The sequence below is a fragment of the Mesorhizobium sp. M4B.F.Ca.ET.058.02.1.1 genome (genome assembly GCF_003952505.1).
In the GTDB taxonomy this organism is placed as follows: Bacteria; Pseudomonadota; Alphaproteobacteria; order Rhizobiales; family Rhizobiaceae; genus Mesorhizobium.
Map to the genome: position 1 here is coordinate 2654288 of NZ_CP034450.1, position 21435 is coordinate 2675722.

Annotated in this window: 18 protein-coding genes; 8 read left to right on the plus strand and 10 right to left on the minus strand. The window is 63.7% G+C overall.

What is annotated here, in order from left to right; genetic code table 11:
* Positions 1–105: 105 nt before the first annotated feature.
* From EJ073_RS13310 to EJ073_RS13350, 8 genes are all read left to right on the plus strand, one after another.
* A complete protein-coding gene (locus tag EJ073_RS13310; RefSeq protein ID WP_126059206.1) occupies positions 106–1872 on the plus strand; it encodes a type I secretion system permease/ATPase in 1767 nt (588 codons plus the stop codon).
* Positions 1873–1975: 103 nt separating this feature from the next.
* Positions 1976–3307, plus strand: a complete 1332-nt coding sequence (locus EJ073_RS13315) for an HlyD family type I secretion periplasmic adaptor subunit (RefSeq protein ID WP_126056143.1) — start codon at positions 1976–1978, stop codon at positions 3305–3307.
* A gap of 222 nt (positions 3308–3529) precedes the next feature.
* Positions 3530–3793 carry a hypothetical protein gene (locus EJ073_RS13320; protein ID WP_126056144.1) on the plus strand — a complete coding sequence of 88 codons (264 nt, stop codon included), beginning with the start codon at positions 3530–3532 and terminating at the stop codon, positions 3791–3793.
* Complete coding sequence (locus tag EJ073_RS13325) at positions 3778–7215, plus strand: hypothetical protein (protein WP_126056145.1); 3438 nt, start codon at positions 3778–3780, stop codon at positions 7213–7215. The genes EJ073_RS13320 and EJ073_RS13325 overlap by 16 nt, the downstream gene beginning before the upstream one ends.
* Positions 7216–7291: 76 nt before the next feature.
* Positions 7292–9037 carry a type I secretion system permease/ATPase gene (locus tag EJ073_RS13330; RefSeq protein WP_245455563.1) on the plus strand — a complete coding sequence of 582 codons (1746 nt, stop codon included), beginning with the start codon at positions 7292–7294 and terminating at the stop codon, positions 9035–9037.
* 3 nt (positions 9038–9040) lie between these two features.
* A complete protein-coding gene (locus EJ073_RS13335; RefSeq protein ID WP_126056146.1) occupies positions 9041–10567 on the plus strand; it encodes an HlyD family type I secretion periplasmic adaptor subunit in 1527 nt (508 codons plus the stop codon).
* 357 nt (positions 10568–10924) lie between these two features.
* Positions 10925–11722, plus strand: coding sequence for a SapC family protein (locus EJ073_RS13345; RefSeq protein WP_126056147.1), 798 nt, complete (start codon positions 10925–10927; stop codon positions 11720–11722).
* A 222-nt stretch (positions 11723–11944) separates the two neighbouring features.
* Positions 11945–12652, plus strand: a complete 708-nt coding sequence (locus tag EJ073_RS13350) for a 4'-phosphopantetheinyl transferase superfamily protein (protein WP_189347501.1) — start codon at positions 11945–11947, stop codon at positions 12650–12652.
* A gap of 491 nt (positions 12653–13143) precedes the next feature.
* Here EJ073_RS13350 and speD read toward each other — a convergent pair whose 3' ends face one another.
* The 10 genes from speD to EJ073_RS13390 form a co-directional block, all read right to left on the minus strand.
* Entirely contained in the window at positions 13144–13512 is a 369-nt protein-coding gene (speD, locus tag EJ073_RS13355) for an adenosylmethionine decarboxylase (RefSeq protein WP_245455564.1), read from the minus strand.
* Positions 13513–13523: 11 nt separating this feature from the next.
* A complete protein-coding gene (locus EJ073_RS13360) occupies positions 13524–14648 on the minus strand; it encodes a hypothetical protein (protein WP_189347499.1) in 1125 nt (374 codons plus the stop codon).
* Complete coding sequence (locus EJ073_RS31840; RefSeq protein ID WP_210211288.1) at positions 14648–15031, minus strand: hypothetical protein; 384 nt, start codon at positions 15029–15031, stop codon at positions 14648–14650. Before EJ073_RS31840 ends, EJ073_RS13360 begins: the two co-directional genes overlap by 1 nt.
* Entirely contained in the window at positions 15007–16278 is a 1272-nt protein-coding gene (locus EJ073_RS13365; RefSeq protein ID WP_210211289.1) for an FAD-dependent oxidoreductase, read from the minus strand. The genes EJ073_RS31840 and EJ073_RS13365 overlap by 25 nt, the downstream gene beginning before the upstream one ends.
* Before the next feature lie 105 nt (positions 16279–16383).
* Positions 16384–17895, minus strand: coding sequence for a polyamine aminopropyltransferase (locus EJ073_RS13370; protein ID WP_126056150.1), 1512 nt, complete (start codon positions 17893–17895; stop codon positions 16384–16386).
* Between the two features lie 37 nt (positions 17896–17932).
* On the minus strand, positions 17933–18160 hold the full coding sequence (locus tag EJ073_RS13375) for a DUF350 domain-containing protein (protein ID WP_126056151.1): 228 nt from the start codon (positions 18158–18160) through the stop codon (positions 17933–17935).
* A 9-nt stretch (positions 18161–18169) separates the two neighbouring features.
* The gene (locus EJ073_RS31550) at positions 18170–18307 is read right to left on the minus strand and encodes a hypothetical protein (RefSeq protein ID WP_189347497.1); all 138 of its coding nucleotides are present in this window, start codon (positions 18305–18307) and stop codon (positions 18170–18172) included.
* A gap of 16 nt (positions 18308–18323) precedes the next feature.
* Positions 18324–19646, minus strand: coding sequence for a DUF4178 domain-containing protein (locus EJ073_RS13380; protein ID WP_189347496.1), 1323 nt, complete (start codon positions 19644–19646; stop codon positions 18324–18326).
* The gene (locus EJ073_RS13385; protein ID WP_126056153.1) at positions 19643–20320 is read right to left on the minus strand and encodes a DUF4178 domain-containing protein; all 678 of its coding nucleotides are present in this window, start codon (positions 20318–20320) and stop codon (positions 19643–19645) included. The genes EJ073_RS13380 and EJ073_RS13385 overlap by 4 nt, the downstream gene beginning before the upstream one ends.
* A gap of 72 nt (positions 20321–20392) precedes the next feature.
* Positions 20393–21406 (minus strand): SPFH domain-containing protein, encoded by a 1014-nt coding sequence (locus tag EJ073_RS13390; protein ID WP_126056154.1) that lies wholly within the window; start codon positions 21404–21406, stop codon positions 20393–20395.
* Positions 21407–21435 lie beyond the last annotated feature (29 nt).

Here is a 21435-nt window from a genome sequence, read left to right on the forward strand (position 1 = left end):
AGGCGGTTCACGCCGCCTCCCATCCCCATGTGGAAACGATCTCGCGCCCTGCGCAAAACCGGCACAAACCAAGGGGTCAACCCTGCACACAGGGCAGATATGATGATGATGAAAGCCCCACGCCCCTCTGCCCTGCAAGCGGTGATGAAAGAAGCCAGGCGCGCCATAAGACCGCTTGTCTGGTTCAGCGGCGGCATCAACATTCTGATGCTGACCGGCGCGTTCTACATGCTCCAGGTCTATCACCGCGTGTTGGGCAGCCACAGCCTGGAGACGTTGGTGATGCTGTCGCTGATGGCAGCCGCGGCGATCGCCACAATGGCGGGGCTGGAGGTGGTGCGCGCGCGTCTTCTGGCCAAAGTCGGCACGTGGCTGAACGCGCGCCTGGCACCGGTTCTCCTAAGCGCATCGGTTGAATACGCCGCCTCGGCACCCGGTCAGATCAATGCCCGTGCGCTGCGTGACCTCGACCAGGTGCGGAATTTCTTCACCAGCCCGAGCATCTACCCGATCCTCGACGCACCCTGGGCACCGCTCTTCCTGGGCGCCATCTTCCTCATGCATCCTTGGTTGGGCTGGCTGGCAACCTGCGGCGGTATCGTGCTGTTCGCGCTGGCGTTGCTCACCGAGTACCTGACCCGCAAGCCAATGGCGGAAGCCGCAGTCGCCCAGACGCGGGCTTACATACAGGCTGAGCAGACGATCCGCAACGCCGAGGTCGTCCAGGCCATGGGCATGCTCAATCCCCTGCTCGAGAGCTGGAAGGCCCAGCAGGACGAGGCAAACAGAGGACAATCCCTCGCCAGCAACCGATCCAGCACCATCTCGGCCCTGGCGCGCGCATTCCGGCTGGCCCTGCAGATGGCCGTGCTCGGCCTCGGCGCCTACCTGGTGCTGAAAAACGAGGCGTCGCCCGGCATCATGATCGCCGCCTCGATCCTGATGGGTCGCGCTTTGGCCCCGGTTGAACAGGCGATCGGGACATGGAAGGCGACGATCGGGGCACGGGCTGCTTACAAGCGTCTCGCTGCAATGGCCGGTCAGCGGCCGGAGGCCACACCGGCGCTGCCGTTGCCGCGCCCAAAGGGTAAGTTTGAGGCCGAGAACATCATGCTCGCCAGGCAGGGCGGCGAACCGATCCTGCGAGGCATCAGCTTCCAACTCAAGGCAGGTGAAGCGATGGCGTTGGTCGGCCCGAGCGCGGCGGGCAAGACCAGCCTGGCGCGAGTGCTGGCCGGCACTTGGCGTCCAACCAGCGGTCGCGCGCTGCTCGACGGCATGAGCGTTGCCGAATGGGCGGCCGAGGACCGGGGTCGACATGTCGGCTACCTGCCACAGGATATCGAACTCTTCGCCGGCACCGTCTCCGAAAACATCTGCCGCTTCGCGACGCTCAATCCGGCAGTCTTCAACAACGTGGTCAAGGCCGCGGAATTGGCTGGCGTCCACGAACTGATCAAGGGGTTGCCAAAGGGCTACGCCACCGAGATCGGTGAAGGAGGTGCGGCACTGTCCGGGGGGCAACGCCAGCGCATTGGACTGGCGCGGGCGCTCTATGGCGACCCGGCGTTCCTTATCCTTGATGAGCCTAACTCCAACCTCGACCACGAGGGCGAGCAAGCGCTGGCTACAGTCATCGGCAGGCTCAAGGCGGCAGGTGCGACCCTGATCTTGATCTCGCATCGGCCGAGCATCTTGGAAACGGTTGACAAGGTGTTGGTGCTCAACCACGGCGCACAAGACCTATTCGGGCCGCGTGACGCCGTTTTCGGTGAACTCGCCAACCGCGCTCGCAGGGTGACCCAGATGCCAAGAGCAACCCCGAAGGTGGTCAAAGACGTGCAAGACACCCAAGAGGCAAAGGAAGCATGAACACAATGAGGTCGTGCCGGTCTTGCAGTCTTTGCTGTGAGTTACCTGCGCTCGTTGAGTTCGACAAACCGATGACCATGTTCGGCCCAGTGAGGAATTATCGATGAACGTCGTTCCGCTGCCCGTCCCGCCGCCATCCCTGCTGACACCGGTACCCCTGCGTCTCGCGGGCGTGAAATGGACCGGGTTCGCGATCATGTTCCTGTTCTTCGGCGTGGCCGGGGGCTGGGCGGCGCTGGCACCATTGGACAGCGCCGCGGTGGCACCGGGCGTTATCAAGGTCGCCGGCGACCGCAAGCTCATCCAGCATCTCGAGGGCGGCATCATCGCGGAGTTGAACGCCGCCAACGGCGATATCGTCAAGGCCGGCAAGGTGCTCATCCGGCTCGATAACACACAGGCAACCGCGCAGCTTGACCTGATCCAGAACCGGATAGCGACGCGTGAGGCGCTGGCCGCGCGTCTCAGGGCCGAGCGCGACGGCAAGGCCGAGATCGAGTTCGATGCCGCGTTGCTCGCCAACCCCGCCAGCGCAGCAAGGGACGCCGTGGCCGCACAGCGCGACGTGTTCGCCGCCAAGCATCACAATTTGAAGGACGAGCGGGAAATTCTCAGCCAGCGCCGTCACCAGATCGAGGAAGAGATCACGGGACTGCAGCAGCTTATCGTCACCGAGGACAAGCAGATCGAGGCGATCGAGGGTGAGACCAAGGACCTGGAGAGCCTGCTGGCGAAGGGGCTGACCACCCGCGAGCGGAACCTGTCGCTCAAACGACAACAGCGGGAGATCGAGGGCGAGCGCGCTACCAACGTCGCAGCAATCGCTCGTGCCAGAAGCGCCATGGCCGAGATCGACATGCAAATCCTGAACCTCAACACAGTGCGGCTGAACGCGGCCGTCGATGAGCTGAGCAAGGTCGAGGCGGAGCTGTTCGACCTCAGACAGCAGGAGCGCTCCGCCAGGGACGTGCTGGCCCGCACCAATATCGCGGCGCCGGTCGACGGCATCGTCATGGACCTGAAGGTCCACACGGCGGGCGGTGTCGTGAAGCCCGGCGAGACATTGATGACAGTCGTGCCGCTCGGACAACAACTCGTGGTCGAGGCCATGGTCAGACCCGAGGATGTCGAGACGATCGCCCCCGGGCAGCCCGCGCGCGTCAGCTTCCCGGCCTTCGCCCGCTACAACCTGCCGCCTCTCGAGGGCGTCGTGGAGATCGTGTCGGCTGACCGCATGACGGAGGAGCGCAGCGGGGCACCGTATTTCGCCGCGACCGTTTTGATCGACAGAAATGAGCTCGCCAAGCTGGAGGGCCGTAAGCTCTTGCCAGGCATGTCGAGCGAGGCGATGATCCGGACGGGTGCTCGCACCGTGCTTTCCTACCTGGCCGAGCCGATCACGCAGAACTTCCGCCGGGCGATGCGGGAAAAATAGCCGTAGGCCGCCCTTCTCGCGCCTCGACTTACCGAACGATAGATATCGTTCGATAGGTAGGGACATTGACCATAATACTATCGAAGCGGGAATAGACCGGCGCTCGCCATCGGCGGGACAATCAGGGATTCGAAGGCCGCGATTCAGAGGGCGGTCTTTCCTTTGGATGGGGCCCCTCAGGAATCGATCTTTCGCCTGGGGGTACATTTCGGCAGAACAGCAATGTCGATCACCTCGATTCTCGACGACGAGGCCGTCAACGACCGGAAGACCGCGCTACAAACCGGCGACAACGTCGACGACGCTTTGACAGACACCGATGTTGCAGACTCCTCGCAGCCGGCTTCGTTCCGAACCTGTGTCGAGACGAACCTCGGACTGAACTCCGCGCTCCCCTACCGGCGCCGGCGTTGCGACCGCCGAACGGCAGGTTCCCCAGCAATCTTCACGATAATCTCTAGGAGGCTCTCATGGCGCTTTCCGTAACGCTCACCGGCACGACCGTTACCCTTGACGAAACGGCCGGCTTGCAGAATGACGATACCAACACCGCCTTGCCGACTGCGTTCTCCAGTCGGCTGACGGCACTCGGCGCTGACCCGGCCACCGCGATTAATGCAGCGGTGAGCAACGGCAACGTCATTTCCATCAGCGGCGTCACGGGCTCGGTCGGCAACATCGCCTTCACCGATTCTAGCGGCGGCGCGCTCGACGGTGACTCGAGCGGTCTCTTTACCAACGACGGCGAAGAGATCTTTCTTTTCACGGACACGCAGAACGACAACATCGTGCTCGGCAAGACGTCAGCAGGCGCCATCGCCTTCGCGGTTTACCTCGAGGAGACCGGGAGCCCGACCAGCGGCGGCAAGTTCTGGAGCATTCAATACGAGGCGCTGGAGCATCCGGACGCCACCAACCCCGATGACTCCATCGACCTGGACGGCAATCTCAAGGTCTCGGTCAGTGAGGAGATCAACTTCGCCTTCGCCGGGGCACCCTCGGGCAGCAACCTGTTCATGATGTTCGGCAATCCGGCCTCCACCCAGATCGTGGTGATCGGGAAGGACCCGCTCGATCAATCCGCCGGCGGCAACATCACAACCAAGGATGTGCTTAATATCAGCCAGGCCGGCAGCACCACCTCATTCGGCGTCAACGGCAACCAGATCAACCCCGGTGAGGGGGCGTTCATCACCTATGTCACGGGCGCGAACACGAACTTCCTGGTGCCAAATCTGGACCAGAACGAGGCCGACGTCGAAGCCAACATCGCGTTCACGAACGTCGTCAATGCGAGTTCGGCATCCTTCACCGTCAACCAGACCAATCCGGGCGTCGGACCCGTCAGCGTCAAGATCTCGGCCCTCAACACCGCCGCTGAACCGGGGGTGAATTTCGTCAACGGGCTCACCGGCGACACGGCCGTCACCATCACCTCGGTCTCGGTCGTCGACAACATCGTCAAGACAGGCAATACGCAATTTCTTCCGACCGTCACGGACAACGGCGACGGCACCTGGACGATCAAGGGCCTGAGCACCGGCGACAAGGTGCAGTGGACGACGAGCGGAACCCATGACCGCGTGCTGATCGAAAACGTCAGCAACGCCGATGGCGTTTCCGGCAACGACAACAACACCTTCGATATCGGCGGGTTCAGCTTGAGCAGCCCCAACGCCGCGAGCGCCGTGGTCGGCACGGCTGTCCACTTCGAGGACGACGGACCGCTTAATAACGCGGCCACGGTGAACGTAAACGTTGATGAGGACGAGTTGACGGGTCTGTCGACGGGCATTACGGACAACGACGCGACGACCACGGTAGCGGCGTTTACCGGTGCGCAGATTGCGGGCCTGGTGAATGCAGGCGCCGACCAACCGGTGACGGTGTCGCTCAATCCGTTGATCGACAACGTGGACACGGGGCTGGACTCGAAAGGATCCAGCATCCTGTTCGACTTCGTTGATGCAACGCACGTGAACGGCGTGGCGGACGGGCGGACGGTGTTCACGCTGGTGCAGACGGCGGGTGCTGACACGAAGCTGGGCACGGCCGACGACGCATTCACCTTCACGCTGCTCGATCAGATCGACCACACGCCGCTGGCGACCGGCGGGGGCGACGCGGAGACGATCGCGCTGAGCTTGGCCTCGGTGTTCGTAGCGACCGACGGCGACGGCGACAGCGTTGTGATCGATGCCGGGGCGTCGGTCACGATCGAGAACGACGTGCCGCAGAACAACGCGGCCACGGTGAACGTGAACGTTGATGAGGACGAACTGACGGGTCTGTCGACGGGCATTACGGACAATGACGCGACGACCACGGTGGCGGCGTTTACCGGTGCGCAGATTGCGGGCCTGGTGAATGCAGGCGCCGACGAGCCCGTGACGGTGTCGCTCAATCCGTTGATCGACAACGTGGATACGGGGCTGGACTCGAAAGGATCCAGCATCCTGTTCGACTTCGTTGATGCAACGCACGTGAACGGCGTGGCGGACGGGCGGACGGTGTTCACGCTGGTGCAGACGGCGGGTGCTGACACGAAGCTGGGCACGGCCGACGACGCATTCACCTTCACGCTGCTCGATCAGATCGACCACACGCCGCTGGCGACCGGCGGGGGCGACGCGGAGACGATCGCGCTGAGCTTGGCGTCGGTGTTCGCAGCGACCGACTTTGACGGCGACAGCGTGGTGATCGACGCCGGAGCGTCGGTCACGATCGAGAACGACGTGCCGACCATCGGGCTTATCAGCGACGGGCTGGTGGACTTCGCTTCCGGCAGCAGCAAGACCAACACGCTCAGCGGGGTGGTCGGGGCGGATGAACCGGCAACCTATAGCATCACGAGCTCCCCAGCGACCGTGACGATATTGGACGGCACATCCTCGCAGGTAACACTGCTCAGGGACCTTACGAACAGCAACACCGTCGCTACCTACTTCAAGGATGTTGATAGTAGCGGCACACACAACGCCGGAGACATCGATTTCTTCAAGCTGACCCTGTCGGGCGGCAACTACACCTTCGATGTTCTCGAGAATCCTCCGCCCGCGGAGGTGAATTTCAGCTTCGCCGGGGCACCCTCCGGCAGCAACCTGTTCATGATGTTCGGCAATCCGGCCTCCACCCAGATCGTGGTGATCGGGAAGGACCCGCTCGATCAATCCGCCGGCGGCAACATCACAACCAAGGATGTGCTTAATATCAGCCAGGCCGGCAGCACCACCTCATTCGGCGTCAACGGCAACCAGATCAACCCCGGTGAGGGGGCGTTCATCACCTATGTCACGGGCGCGAACACGAACTTCCTGGTGCCAAATCTGGACCAGAACGAGGCCGACGTCGAAGCCAACATCGCGTTCACGAACGTGTTCAATACGAGTTCGGCATCCTTCACCGTCAACCAGACCAATCCGGGCGTCGGACCCGTCAGCGTCAAGATCTCGGCCCTCAACACCGCCGCTGAACCGGGGGTGAATTTCGTCAACGGGCTCACCGGCGACACGGCCGTCACCATCACCTCGGTCTCGGTCGTCGACAACATCGTCAAGACAGGCAATACGCAATTTCTTCCGACCGTCACGGACAACGGCGACGGCACCTGGACGATCAAGGGCCTGAGCACCGGCGACAAGGTGCAGTGGACGACGAGCGGAACCCATGACCGCGTGCTGATCGAAAACGTCAGCAACGCCGATGGCGTTTCCGGCAACGACAACAACACCTTCGATATCGGCGGGTTCGGCCTCAGCCAGGCGCAGCCGGCACCCGACGAGAAGCTCGACTTCACCGTGCAGATCGCCGATTTCGACGGCGACACGGCAAGCGACAGCTTCTCCATTGGCATCGACGGGACCGGCATCTTCGACGACAACCACGTCGACGGCGTCGTCATAGCTTGACTCGATCCGGCCGGGCGCCATCCCCTGACGCCCGGCCGGGCACTGGCCCAAAGGCATCGAAACGGGGGTATCCGTGATGCAGCCAAGACCGCAGTTCCAGGAGGTGATGCATCTGGCGCGGCGCCAGGTGCCCGCCCTCCTCCTTTTCAGCCTGCTCGCCAACCTCCTCCTGCTCGCCAGCACAGTCTACATGCTGCAGATCTACGACAGGGTCCTGTCGAGCGGCTCGATCGATACGCTGATGTGGCTCACCCTGGCGGTGATCGCCGCGATCGCCGTCTATGGTATGCTGGAACAGGCCCGACGCATGATCCTCGGGCATATCAGCCAATGGCTCGATGACCAACTCAGCGTTCCGGTGATCGAACGAGCCATGGAAGCTCGCCTTGCGGGCAGCAGCCTCGAGGCCGGCCTGAAGGATGTGGCCGACTTGCGGGGCTTCGTTGCCGCTGACGGCATGCTGACCTTTCTCGACGCGCCCTGGACGCCCGTCTTCCTGGCGTTCATGTGGCTCCTGCACCCGGCATTGGGCCTGGTCGGAATAGCCGGGGCGGTGCTTTTGTTCTGTGGCGCGCTGGCCAACGACTTTCTCACGCGCCGCAAGGGCCAGGAAGCGTCGCTGGGTCTGCGCCGCAATCAGGCCGCGGCCAGTCAATACGTCGATGGCGCCGAGACGCTCCGCTCGCTCGGCATGTCAGAGCCGGCGCTGCAGCGCTGGGAAGAAAAACAGCAGTCGTTGATGACCATCCAAGCGCAGCTTCTCAGTCGCACAACCAGCATCGCCAGCCTGTCGCGCTCGCTGCGTCTGGCCCTTCAAGTGGCCGTGCTGGGGCTCGGCGCGTATTTTGTCCTGCGTGGCGAACTGACGGCCGGATCGATGATCGCGGCATCGATCCTGCTCAGCCGCGCGCTCGCGCCGATAGAACGCTCGATCGGAGCCTGGCGCAGCCTGGTCACTGCCCGCACCGCGCGTCGCAACCTCATGCGCCTCTTCGCCGACACCGGGTCCCGGCAGAGCGGCGGCGTAACCTTGCCGCGCCCGCAAGGGCGCCTGAAGCTCGAGGACGCATACTACTATGCGCCGGGAACACAGCAGACACTGATCAACAAAGTGTCCTTCGATGTGGTGGTCGGCGAGACCTGCGGCGTGATCGGACCGTCGGGCTCCGGCAAGACCACGCTCTGCCGCCTGATAGTGGGGACGCTGCGCCCGTCGCTCGGCCATGTGAGGCTGGATAGTGCGGAGGTCGCAAGCTGGCCGCCGGATCAATTGGGGATGCACATCGGCTACGTGCCACAGCAGGTTGAGCTGTTTCCGGGAACGATCGCCGAGAACATCGGGCGCTTGCGCGATGTCGACAGCGCGGCAGTTGTCGCCGCGGCGCAACTTGCGGGTATCCACGAGATGATATTGCGGTTGCCGAACGGTTATCAAACCGAGGTAGGGCCGCATGGGGCACGGATCTCGCGCGGGCAGCGTCAGCGCATCGCCCTCGCCCGCGCCCTGTTCGGCAATCCCGCGCTCATCGTGCTCGACGAACCGAACACCGGCCTCGACGCGGACGGCGAAATGGCGCTGTTCAATGTCCTTCGCCTTTTGAAGGAACGAGGCTGCACCGTCATTCTCGTCAGCCACCAGATGAACCTTTTGCGCTCGGCGAACCATGTCGTTTTCATGCTCGATGGCGCCGTCAAGATGTTCGGCACGCGGGACGAGGTGCTCGGCGCGCTGGGCGGCCAGGCCAGACGGATTACCGTGCCGATGCCCAGACGAGACAAGAGCCACGCCAATGCACCGGCAACGCTGAAGGCGGCGGAGTGAGCCATGGACAATCGATTTGGCGACCTGTCGAAAATGCTGGACCTGCTGCTGGCCAGCCTGCGCGACGAAATGAACAGGCTGGTCGGTGCTGCCACAGATCTGGCAGCCGCGACACCGAGTTGGTTCGAAGAGCTGGACCAGCCGATGAAGATCGCCGCGGCGGCGGCCGCGAGCGCGCTGCCTCTGCTGCTGCTCGCCTGGCTCGTCCGGCGGCGGTCGCCTGCGTTCCGCGCCGGCAGGCGCGACCTTAACCGCCGCACGCGGCCAGCGCGCATGCTGGGCTACGTCTCGGCGATCGTCTTTGTCGGCGGTACCGCGGCGTGGTCGAGTATGGCGCTGCTAGCGAGCGCCGTGGTCGCCAATGGCGTCGTCAGCCCCGAAGGCTACCGCAAGACCGTCCAGCACCTGGAGGGCGGCATCATCGGGACAATCCATGTGCGCGAGGGCGACAAGGTCAGCGCCGGCCAGATCCTGATCAGCATGAAGACGACCGATGCTCAAGGGCGCTATGACGAGTTGCAGGGGCGCTACATCCGCTTGCTGGCGACCGAGGCGCGCCTGGTCGCCGAGCTTGCCGGACAAGACCGGATCAGCTTTCCCAGGGAGCTGACGTCGATCGACAGCGAGACGGCGCGGAAGGTGGTGGTCGAGGAGCAGGCGTTGCTCGACAGCCGCCTTGCGACCCGGGAGGGGCGCGAGCAGATCCTCAGCAAGCGCATAGCACAGATTGAAGAACAGAGCACGGGATGGAGGGACGTGATCGCCGCCCAGGCCGAGCAGCTCGGCTTGATCGACCAGGAGATCGTTTCGGCGCAGGCAATGTACAAACAGGGGCTGGAGCGCCTGCCGCGGATACTGGCGCTGCAGCGCGCCCAGGCCGATATCCGGGCGAACCAGGCATCGAACCGGTCGCAGGTCGCGGGCAACGACCAGCAGATCGGCGAGACCAAGCTGCAGTTGCTCAATCTGCGCCAGCAGGACAGCGAGAGAGCCAATGTAGATCTTGCCAAGGTGCGCGGCGACCTCGCCGAACTGCGCAGCCTTTTGCCCTCACGCCAGGATGTGCTGGCCAGGACCGATATCGTCGCGCCGATTTCCGGAACCGTCATGAACCTGCGTGTCAGGACTGAATCCGGCGTGATTTCCGGCGGCCAGCCGCTTCTCGATATCGTACCCAACGAGCCCAATCTGGTCATCGATTCACGTATCAAACCGGCCGATATCGACATGGTGCATCCGGACATGCCGGCACGCGTGGTGCTGTCGGCCTATCCGACCAGGCATCTGCCGCAGATCCACGGCCTGCTCACCTCTGTCTCGGCCGACCGGCTGACGGATGAGAGGACCGGCGAGCCCTATTTCCTCGCCAAGGTCAAGGTCGACGTCGCCGACCTCGGACAGCTGCATGACATCCATCTGTCGCCTGGCATGCCGGCGGAAGTCATGATCCTGACCGGCGAGCATACCCTGCTCGACTATATGCTGGCGCCGGTCCGCGACTCGCTCAATCGCGGGTTCAGGGAGCACTGAACAGGCGATCGAGGGTGCCGATGTTCGGGCGGCTCGTCAAGGCGCCGTTCTGCCTGTCGGCTTTCAGTCGGCATGCTGCGCTCAGCCAGGGACATCCGAGGCAAGGGTAGGCGCGCGGCGACCGATCGCGACCGCATCACTTGACGGCTGCGAGCTTGTCGATCGCGACGGTGAAGCCGGCGAGCGAGACCGGAATGGTCACGGGCTTGCGGGTAACCGGAGCGGTTCATCGTTTCGCGGAAACGTTGAGCCGTTCTATTTCTTGGCTTGCCGCAATCCCGGACGGAAAACCGTTTCACACTTTTCCTGGAGTTGCTCTAAACCGAATTGGCGCGAGACGCCTGGAGGATACCGATAATGACTGACGCCAAGACGCAGACGGCACCGGCCGCGGCCGACATTGGGCTACCGCTGTTCTATTCGAAGCCCGAGGCGCTCAATCCGATACGGCACGGCTCGCTCGGCCTGGCGGCGCGCGCCGACTTCTCCTTCGCCCGCTCCGCGCACGCAATTCCCGTGGCGGCGTCGGAAATGCCGGCGGCGATGCGATCCTACCCGATCGTCTTCATCGGCGCCGCCAAGGCGCCGGTGATCATCACCGGTGTGCGCCAGGACGAGAACCTGTTCGTCGATGCCGACGGCCGCTGGAGCGAGCCGCACTACATTCCGGCCTATGTGCGGCGCTATCCCTTCATCCTCGCCGACGACAGCAAGACGGCCGGCCGGCTGACGCTATGCATCGACCGCGCCAGCGAGCGCATCGTCGACCAGTTGCTGGCGCCGTTCCGCGAGGATGGCGGCAAGATCGCGCCCTTCTTCAACGGCACCGAGCCGACCGAGGCGACCAGGCAGGCTTTGGCCTTCTGCAACCAGTTCCAGACCGACTTCAACGCGACTCGGGCGATGATCGAGAAAATCGAAGCGCACGGCCTGTTCGCGCCGCGCCAGAGCAAGGTGACGCTGGAGGGCGGCGAGGTGCTCAACCTCACCGATTTCCAGGTGATCGACGAGGCCGCCCTCAACAAATTGAGCGACGAGGCCTTCCTCGACCTCAGGAAATCGGGCGCGCTGGGAATGCTCTACTGCCACCTCGCCTCGAGCAACAGCTGGACCTCGCTGGTCTATCAGGCGTCGATACGCAAGGCGCGCAAGTGAAACTCGGTCGCGCCTGAAACCTAGGGCGGTCCAACGCTTCACGGCATCGCTGCATGTGGGCTGGATGCGATAAGGGGCCGGCGACCGCGCCGGGCACGAAGGACTCCGCTCAGGACCGCCATTTCTCTTGGCGATGGCGAGCGTTGCCCGGTCCATCGACGTTCTGTTACAACGCAGGACAGCGTCGATGGAGCAGCAGTTTGGGCCGGCAAAGGAGTGGTCTTGCCCGGTGAGCCGGAAGTCCTGGACGACCGTTCGCCAATCCGCCTGGTGGCAGCCATTCGCCAGTCGGTCGCTGATGGCATCGTCGTCGAGGGCGGCGATCTCGAACCAGCCGACCGAGACCTGCTGCTCGCGGAAGAACTTTCCCTGGGCAATGTCGTACCGGCGCGCCGCCGCGAGTTTCGCGCCGGGCGCATTTATGCCCGGCAGGCTTTGCAGGGCCTTGGCGTATCCAACAGCGTCATCCCGGTCGGGCGCAATCGTGCGCCAGTCTGGCCGGCAGGTGTTGTCGGTTCCATCTCTCATACTCGAAGCCTGTGCGCTGTCGCCGTCGGATGGTCGGCCGATTTCCTGAGCATCGGTATCGACATCGAGGACGATTCTCCGCTTCCATGCGACTTGGCAAAACTGGTGTCGCAGGCCCCCGAACTGGAGGAGCAGGAAGAGATCGAAAGTCGCCTGGGCTACGACCTGCCCAAGCTTCTATTCGTGATCAAGGAAGCCTTTTACAAAATGCATTTCCCGCTCAACGGGAGCTTTTTGACGTTTCATGACGTTCGTGTCGAACTGAATGTGGAGAAACGCGCCGCCAAGGTCACGATCGCTCCATCAAGCCGCTTGGCGGCGGCCGACAATGGCTGTTTTGAGGGCCGTTTCGGCAGCAGCGATGGAATCTTATTCTCATATTTCGACATCGCCGCGCATTGACATGCCACGCTGCCCGCAAGCATTCAGTGAACCCGGCATGGGCTCTATTTCTGATCAGCGTCGATCCCGGGGCGGAGATCTGATGGACACTATACGTGGCCAAGTGGATCGGCATGCCAGATACAATTCGCTAGCGGCGGCTGTTCAGGCCGCGGGGCGCCCGCCCCTCACCGATCAGGGGTTGGGGCGCAAGATCCGACATGTCCGCGAAAGCTGGCGCTGGCGGGCGTCGGGCTAACCGATCGCGTCGCGCTTGAATGCCCGAGGGAGCGGAGGCTGTGGTTGCGATCGTGGCGGTCGCAGCCAATGCGGCGTGCGCCCCCCCTGAACCCGGCATTGCCTCCATATGAAGTTGAACAACAGCTGACCGCACCGCGGGCCCAGATCCCAACGCGCGAACCCGCGTCGCCACAGCATCGCGGGTGATCGGCCCCCCTCTCAAGCAGGAGAGCCCGCCTGTGCCGGTAAGGTCGAACAGTCCGCCTGCGACCTCATCCCCGCCGGTGCTCTGTAATTCTCGTACGGCCAGGCGAGAACCACGCCTCCAGCACAGGCAAGGCTCCTCGAGGGTCGCAGCGGCCGCACATGAAGAGGTCGAGGGCTGCATAGCCGGTCTCGGGCCAGGTGTGGATGCTGATATGGGACTCGGCGAGCAAGGCGACGCCGGTGATGCCTGCGCCCTCGCCGAAATTGTGCAATATGACGCCCAGCACCGTGGCGCCGCAGGCCGCCGCCGCCTCGCGCAACGTGCGCTCTATCCCCTCGGCATCCCGCAGGCCGCGGCACTCCCAGAAATCGACGAGCAGGTGCAGACCCGGGGCGAACGGCTGGGCCTGCACGGCCTGGGGCTGATCAGTCACCCGGGCATCCATCAGGAGCGCCCCGGTTCTTGCGCGAACAGAACCTGCTTCCAGCTGGTGTCCCTGGTCTGCATGCGCCAGATGAAGGCATCGAGGATGTAGTGGGTGGCTTGGGGCATTGCGAGCAGCGGCGCCAGCCAAATCAGCGCGTCGGAGGAGCCGAGCGACGGCAGGGTACCGAAGAGGCCGAACAGGCTGCCATGCTCGCGCCAGACGAAGCCATCCCACAACCCCTCCTCCAGATAGGCGAGGCCGAAGAGGGCGGCCATGTAGACAGGCACGGCGCGCCAGGTAAACAGATGGGCGATCCATGGCGCCAGGAAGGAACTGCGCCCTCCCTGCAGCCGCGCCTGGTTGCGGCCATAGCCCCAGATCAGCGCGATATAGGGGATGCCGTGGGCGATGATGTTGGTGCCGGTGAAAACGAGGTCGTTGTCAAACAGCACGATGCCGATGAACCAGGACATCGCGGTGCCGACCAGCAACAAATTGCGCGGCAGGTTGAAACCGATGCCGCGGCGGAGCAGCGCCGCCTCCTTGATGACGTAGGCGGCCAGGATGGCGGCATAGGCGAGGCCGGCGACGGTGGCAAGCAGCGGCAGGTCGAGGCGGATGAAATCGCCTTCGATGAACCAGGAGAATTCCCGCTGGTGGCAATGCCAGTAGATGAGCGGATAGAGCGTGGCGCCGTAGATCGCAGCCTTGTCGATGCGGCGGAAGAGCGGTGGCAGGCCGCGTTCCCGGCGGGCATAGATCATCATGAACCCGTATTGCTGGCGCACGAAGTGGAACACGGCGGCATAGGCGAGCACGCGCCAGAACACCAGGCTGCCGCACCAGTAAAGCAGGCAGCCTCCCAGCCAGGCCAGCAGCGGCGTCAAGCCATAGAGCCAGGGCCGCGCGCTGAGCTCGGCGCGGTCGAGATAGGTGCGGAACAGGGTCGAATAGACATGGGCCACGTCGACGCCGACCACCAGCACCAGCCAGACCCACGGCGACGTCTCGCTTGCCGCGCCGCCCGACAGCGACCAGACCAGGGCGGCCAGCGTCACCACCAGCGCCGGCGCCAGGATGAAGCCGAGGTCGAAGCGGGCGGAGAATATCCAGGGTTGGGCTTTGAGGAAGGAATGCGCCATCACAGCACCGTCTCGAAAGGATGGCCCAAATAGGCCATGGCGTTCTCGGCCGCACGAACCCCGTGCGTATAGGCCTCCTCGAAGATGGAGACGCCGCTCATGTCCGAATGGGCGGTGAAGACAGGCGGCTTCTGCACGAGACCCGCGCGCCGCTGCGCGCCCCAGATGAAGCCCGGCACCGGCCGGATCATCGCATGCCCCCAAACCCAGACATCGACCCGCCGGACGTGGCCTTCGAGCTCGGGATGGACCGCGAGGAGCTCCTTGAGGAAGATGCCCTGCCAGGCGTGCAGCGGCCGCGCCAGAGCTTCCCGGCGCGCCTCCTCCGGCGGCAGGTGACTAAGCGGCCAGTAGTAGGTCAACACCGTGTTCGTCGGGCGCATCTGGGTGATCTGGTGGCCACGACATAGCCGAGCAGGGGGCTGTCGAAGACGACATTGTCCCAACTCAGGCCGGCCCCCGTGCCGCCGGGGAGGCTGTCGAGCGTGATGTTGGCCACCGCCCAGGGCGCATAGGAAAAGCCGGCGGCAAGGGCCGCATGCTTCATCAGCCGTGCAGTCACGAAATGAGGTGTCGCCAGCACCACGGCCTTCGCCTCGACGCGGAAGGTCTTGTCCTCGGCCGCGTCCCAGACGTCGACAGCCGCGCCCGCATCATCTGTTTCGACGGCAAAGGCCAGCGTCCGCGACCGCACGCGCGGGCCAAGGACCTCGGCGAGGCGGTGCGTGAGATAGCCATTGCCTTCCGGCCAGGTGACCAGCCCCTGCTCGTCGGCATCGGCCGCCCTGCCGTTGCGGGAGGCAAAATAATGGATGCCGGCCCAGGCCGAGACGTCCTGCGACCGCGTGCCGTAGTCGTCGCGGCAGCAATAGTCGACATACCAGGCGAGCCCCGGCGAGCGATAGCCTTCGCGCTCCATCCAGGCCGTCATGGCAATGGCGTCGAGTGCCATCAGATCGGCGTCCTGCGAACTCAGGTCGAGCGGAATGGCGAAAGCCCGCCGGCCGTCGGTGCCGACGCGCCGGCGAAAGTCGCGCATCGTAGCGAAGAAGCGCTTGGTCTCCGCCTCCTCCTCGTCAGTGAGACCTATCGCCGGCACCAGCCCGTCCTGCCAGCGCCCGTAGCGGTAGAGGCGCTCGGAAGGGTCGGCGCAGAGGGCATACTCGTCGTAGAGCGGCGCGCCCGTGGGGCCGTACCCGGTGATGATGGCGAAGTCCTCGAACAGTGCCCGCACCGCCCTGGCTTCCTGGGTGAGCAACGGCACGTAGTGAGCGCCCCAGGGAAAGGCACTGACCTCGTTGCGCCCGCTGGCGGCATTGCCGCCGGGAGTTGCTTCGAGATCGAGCAGCAGGAAATCGTCATAGCCGGCCCTGGCAAGGCGATAACCGGCGCCCAGGCCCGCGACGCCGCCGCCGACGATGACGACATCGGTGCGGCGGATCTCGCCCGGCGCTGCGAAGGTGCCGCCTCGCAGCCTGTGGCCGATGGAGGAGGAGGCGCCGACGAGTTCACCGGGCACCGGGCCGCTCTCCCCGCCGCTGGACAACGCCCTTCCTACCAGCCCGGAACCGGCAAGGCCAAGCGAGGCGGCTCCAAGCGCCAGGAACTGCTTGCGGGTGATCCGGCTCATGGCTTGGCCATCGTTCGCGAAACCGACCGCCCGGTAGGCATCTTCGGATGCGTCACGTTCAAAGACGGTCGTTCCTTGCCGGTCTGAAGGCCGGCACTCCGGCTTTCAATAAATGAGGTAATCGCCCCACTCCTCGTCGAAATAGCGCACCAGCGGCTGGTCATCGAGCCGCTGGATGGCGGTGGCGACATGCGCCATGTCGGGCGGGAACTGGAACATCGCCTTCATGGTCGGCAGGTCGAGGAAGCGCAGCCCCTCGGGCAGGTGCTCTGGCACCCGATAGGGCGAGAAGGATCCGATGATGAAACCCCACTCGCCGAAGGACGGCACGAAGAGATGATAGGCGGCGGTCTGGTAACCAGCGGCCGCCAGCGTGTTGTCGACACACCAGAAGGATTTGCGCGCGATGAGTGGCGAAGTGCTCTGGATCACCACGATGCCGTCATCGTTCAGCGCCGATTTCAGCTGGCGGTAGAAGGTGAGCGAGTACAGCTTGCCGATCGAGAAGTTGGAAGGGTCCGGCAGGTCGATGATCACGGCGTCGAAGCGCGCATCGGCCGGCTTCTGTTCCCGCAGCCAGAGAAAGGCGTCGGCATTGATGAGTTTCAACTTGGGCGAGGACAGGGCGCCGCCATTGAGTGCCCTCATCAACTCGTTGCTGGAGAACAGGCGCGTCATGGCCGGGTCGAGATCGACCATGGTCACCGCCTCGACTGCCGGATATTTCAATACCTCTCGCAGCGCCAGGCCGTCGCCGCCGCCGATGATCAGCACCTTGCGTGGCGCCTTGAGCGCGCTCATCGCCGGATGCACCAGCGCCTCGTGGTAGCGGTATTCGTCCAGTGACGAGAATTGCAGGTTCGAATTGAGGAAGAGGCGGATGTCGCGCTGCTGGCGGGTGACCACGATGCGTTGGTAGGGCGTGGATTCGGCGAAGATCACCGTGCCCGGATAGATGCTCGCCTCCGAGATCGACTGGATGCGTTCCGACGAAATGAAGCCGGCTCCGAGCAGTGCCAGCACGGTGAAGGCCGCAGCCCTGTGCGCGCCCCGCCGGGGTATCATGCCGGCCTTGTTGGCATAGAGCATCCAGATCGCCACCATGGTGTTGAGGATGCCGAACAGGAAGGCGGAGCGGATCAGACCGAGATGCGGCACCAGCACCAGCGGGAAGAGCAGCGAGGCAAACAGCGCGCCGACATAGTCGAAGGTGAAGACTTTGGAGACCAGGTCCTTGAAGGCGAGCCGCCCCTCCAGGATGCGCAGCAGCAGGGGAATTTCGACGCCGACCAGGATGCCGATCACACCGACCAGAAAATAGAGCCAGAGGCGGAAGGAGGCGACCTGGTCGAACAAGATGAAAAGCACCGCGGCCGAGGAACCGCCAATCGCCCCGACCATAAGCTCGATACGGACGAAATAGGCGAGCAGGTTGCGTTCGATATAGCGCGAGAGCCACGACCCGACGCCCATGGCGAAAAGATAGGCGCCAATGATGGTGGAGAACTGCGTGACGGAGTCGCCGAGCAGGTAGCTCGCCAGCGTGCCGGCGATCAATTCGTAGACAAGCCCGCAGGTCGCGATGACGAATGCCGAAAAGAGGAGCAGGATTTCCACGAAAGCGCCTTACGCCAACTCGCCGCAGGATCGCCTGTCAGCCGTGAATGGCCGAGGCAATGATAAGTGCGATGCCGATCGCGACGGAGCCCAGGAAGATCGCCAGGGCCAGGTTCTGCTTCTCGCAGATTTCTTTCCAGACCTGCACCTTGGGGGTCAGCAGATCAAGCAGTAGGAAGGCGACGACGAAGACGACGAGGCCCAAGCCCGAATAGACCAAAGAGGCAACGACGAATTTCAATTCGATCAGGCCGGTCGCATCCATTGAAGCCTCCTATTTGTGATATGCGTTGACGTCGCGGTTGGCAGTCTGCTTGCCGTTGAACATCGCGGTCACGGCATAGCCGTTGAAGTTGGCCGCCGACATGCCGAGCACAACCAGCGTGGCATAGATCATGTGCAGCTTGCTCATGTCTTTCTCCTTCGCATCACTCGGCAACGCCACCCTTTTCCCAGCGCGATTTCTCAAACATCATTCGCCTGATCAAGCTGATCGCCGGCACGGCCAGCAACAGCGCCATGGCAATCAGGTAGTTCGACCAAACCGGCACGTCGTATTTAATGGTGATGGTGACGGGCTGCGCCGGCAAGGGCGCCGAGGACGAAAGCAATGATGACGGCTTGGAGAACAGGCCGGCATCGGGCTCGATCAGCAATTTGTAGGTGCCGGGCGGAACCGGAGGCAACAGCGAAGTCTCGCTATTGCCTCCCTCTTCCCAGCGACCATCGGAATCAGTTCCGCTGTAGTGCTCGAGTGACTGAAATACCGAGTAGCTCTGATTGGTGTCGATGTTGACCAGCGCCATGTCGAGCTCGAGCCAGTCATTGCTGAGGTAGGAGGTGGTCTCGATCTCGATATTGCCGCTCCTGTTCAGCCGGAACGTTCCGGACGACAGGGTCTTGTTCTTGTCGGCGGCGGTCAGATTGTAGGTTTGTGAATTGACGAGCGCGTTTGCCGAGATCGCCAGCAAAGTGCCCTGCAGCATCGTGGCGGCAACCACTGCCAGGGCGACGATCGTGAATGACGGCTTGTACGGATTGACCTGGCTGACGCCGGCTGAGGAGGACGAAGGCACGCGCAGCGGCAGCTTGAAGGCGGCGGCGACGAGGCGCGCATCGAGATACTCGCCCTCGGAGACGATGATCTCCTCGTCGTTCCTCTCCACCATCAGCCGGTAGGGCGGCGCGATATAGTCGGTTACCGCGGTGACGTCCGAGGTCGATGCCCGCCAGAAGAACTCGCCGGCAACGTAGGTGGTGCGGGCAAAGCCCCTGCCGAAGAATTGGTAGCTGCGTCCATTCGCATCGATCCAGCCCTCCCTGCCCGCGCCCGGCACGTCGCGGTTGAGCATCTTCACCAGGGTCCAGTGGTCGTATTCCTCGGCCAGGAAGCGATAGCCGTGGTAAGGGTTGAACAGCAGGTGCTCGGTCCACCGAAAATCGCCAGGCCCGTCGCTGCGCCGCATATAGCCGACGACTTCCCATTCGATATCCTTGAGCCGGGCACGCGCACCGATCGGGATATCGGACTGCTGCATGGCAGATTGTGCCGCCTCTATGATACGCAGATTCTCGTCAGCGACATCGATCACTGATGAACACTGGCTGCAGGTGGCGGTGATCGACTGGCCGGCCGCGCGCAGCGTAACCGCTCCACCGCAGTTCGGGCAGGCGAAGTTGCGCGGCCTGCCGGGCGCGCGCGGCGGCGGCGCCGGCTCGGCGGACGGCAGGATCGAAGGCTGGTCGCTCACCATCCCTCCAGCGGCCGCAAATTGGTAAAGCGGAAGGCGTCCCACTCCACATAGCGGCCGACATAGGCATGGGCCTCGCGCCCATCATGATCGAGCGTGGCGAACTCGCCTTGCCTGCCGATGCAGTCGATCGCGACCGTCCGGCGGCCCTTGGGCGCGGCGAAGGGCAGTTCGCCCTCCGACCCCAGGCAGGTCGCCAGCTTGATGTCGACCGCGCGCAGCGTGGTGCCGCCGAGTTGCACGGCAAAGCCGGGCCTTGCCTCGGCGGCGGGCTTGCCGCTTGTCAGCAACCCGTGACAGTGGTCAAGCGTCACCTCGACGTCGCGCGGCAGAGGCCCCTCCAGTTCGAAACTGATGGAGAAAGACCCTTGCGCCTCGCCGATCCAGCCGCGCCGGCCGTCTGCCGTCAGCAGGTGCCATTCGTTCCACAACCCGTCGCGCCAGCCAATCTTCAGCCGCCCGATGAGCGTGAAGGGCTGCTGCTCGAAATAGCCGCCGCTGCCCAGTTGCAACGGGCTCATGTCGTCCGGCAGGGCGGCCATCACCCCGATCAATTTGACGTCGACATCCGTGCGCACCACCATGGACTGGCAATAGGCGCAGACGGCATAGACCGATTGCGCCGACCGGAAGGTGACATCCGCGCCGCAGGACGGGCAGTCGAACTTGCGCATGAAAACCCTGAGTTGGATGCGCCGGACCTCTTGGCACCGGCAGGGCTGGGGAAACGGAGCCCGCCTGCGGGCTCACTTGATTCGGGACAGCAGCTCGGCCTTCTTGGCATCGAATTCCTGCTGCGTCAGAATTCCCTTGGCAAGCAGGCTGCCGAGCTTTTCGAGAAGCTGGATCGGGTCCTCGGCCGGTTGGGCCGGCGCCGCCTGGACCTGCGATGCCGAAGCCGCGGCGTTGCCGAAACCCTGTGTCATGGCCTGGCCGATCGCAAGTCCTGCCCCAAGGCCGGCCCCCGCCCCCGCCAGGCCGCCCGGATTCTCGGCGGCGATCGGGATCGATTCGGCAGTCTGGAACTGGGCATAGCGATTGAGGTCGCCCAGCATGTTCATCGAACTCACCTTGTCGAGGACGCGCTGGAGCTCCTCGGGCAACGACAGGCTCTGCACGTAGAAGCTCTTGACGTCGATGCCGTAGGCTTGGAGCGCCGGGCCGATCGCCTCCGCCAGTTGCTGCGAGAATGTTTCCTGATTGGCCGCCATGTCGATAAAGGCGATGTTGCTCTGGCCGAGCTTGCTGGCGATGGCTGTGAGGATTGCACCGCGCAGCTGCCCCTCGATCATCTCGGAGGTGGAGCGCTCGGCCGTGCCGACCAGGCGCGACCAGAACACCCCGACATCGCCGATGGCATAGGCATAGTTGCCGAAGGCGCGTAGGCGGATCGGCCCATATTCCTTGTCACGGACAGTCAGGGGCTGGGTGGTGCCCCATTTGCGATCGATCTGGTCCTTGGTGTCGAAGAAATACACGTCCGACTTGAAGGGAGACTCGAAGAACTTGTCCCAGTTCTTCAGATAGGTCAGCACCGGCAGCGTCTGGGTGTTGAGCGTGTAGGTGCCTGGCCCGAAGATGTCGGCGATCTTGCCTTCATTGAAGAAGGCCGCCTTCTGCGTCTCGCGCACCACGAGCTGGGCGCCGTTCTGGATTTCCATGCCGGACATTGGGAACCGAGAGGCCAGCACGCCCGGTTCGTCTGCAGTCCACTGGATGACGTCGATAAATTGCTTGGAAATGAAGTCCAGAATGCCCATGCCCGTTCACCCCATTTCAACGGATCTAA

Coding starts and splice junctions, on each gene's coding strand:
- EJ073_RS13315 (WP_126056143.1), top strand. CDS start 1,976: ATGAACGTCGTTCCGCTGCCCGTCCCGCCGCCATCCCTGCTGACACCG.
- EJ073_RS13390 (WP_126056154.1), bottom strand. CDS start 21,406: ATGGGCATTCTGGACTTCATTTCCAAGCAATTTATCGACGTCATCCAG.
- EJ073_RS13325 (WP_126056145.1), top strand. CDS start 3,778: ATGGCGCTTTCCGTAACGCTCACCGGCACGACCGTTACCCTTGACGAA.
- EJ073_RS31840 (WP_210211288.1), bottom strand. CDS start 15,031: ATGCGCCCGACGAACACGGTGTTGACCTACTACTGGCCGCTTAGTCAC.
- EJ073_RS13330 (WP_245455563.1), top strand. CDS start 7,292: ATGCAGCCAAGACCGCAGTTCCAGGAGGTGATGCATCTGGCGCGGCGC.
- EJ073_RS13385 (WP_126056153.1), bottom strand. CDS start 20,320: ATGCGCAAGTTCGACTGCCCGTCCTGCGGCGCGGATGTCACCTTCCGG.
- EJ073_RS13345 (WP_126056147.1), top strand. CDS start 10,925: ATGACTGACGCCAAGACGCAGACGGCACCGGCCGCGGCCGACATTGGG.
- EJ073_RS13365 (WP_210211289.1), bottom strand. CDS start 16,278: ATGAGCCGGATCACCCGCAAGCAGTTCCTGGCGCTTGGAGCCGCCTCG.
- EJ073_RS13320 (WP_126056144.1), top strand. CDS start 3,530: ATGTCGATCACCTCGATTCTCGACGACGAGGCCGTCAACGACCGGAAG.
- EJ073_RS13360 (WP_189347499.1), bottom strand. CDS start 14,648: ATGGCGCATTCCTTCCTCAAAGCCCAACCCTGGATATTCTCCGCCCGC.
- EJ073_RS13310 (WP_126059206.1), top strand. CDS start 106: ATGATGAAAGCCCCACGCCCCTCTGCCCTGCAAGCGGTGATGAAAGAA.
- EJ073_RS13375 (WP_126056151.1), bottom strand. CDS start 18,160: ATGGATGCGACCGGCCTGATCGAATTGAAATTCGTCGTTGCCTCTTTG.
- EJ073_RS13335 (WP_126056146.1), top strand. CDS start 9,041: ATGGACAATCGATTTGGCGACCTGTCGAAAATGCTGGACCTGCTGCTG.
- EJ073_RS31550 (WP_189347497.1), bottom strand. CDS start 18,307: ATGAGCAAGCTGCACATGATCTATGCCACGCTGGTTGTGCTCGGCATG.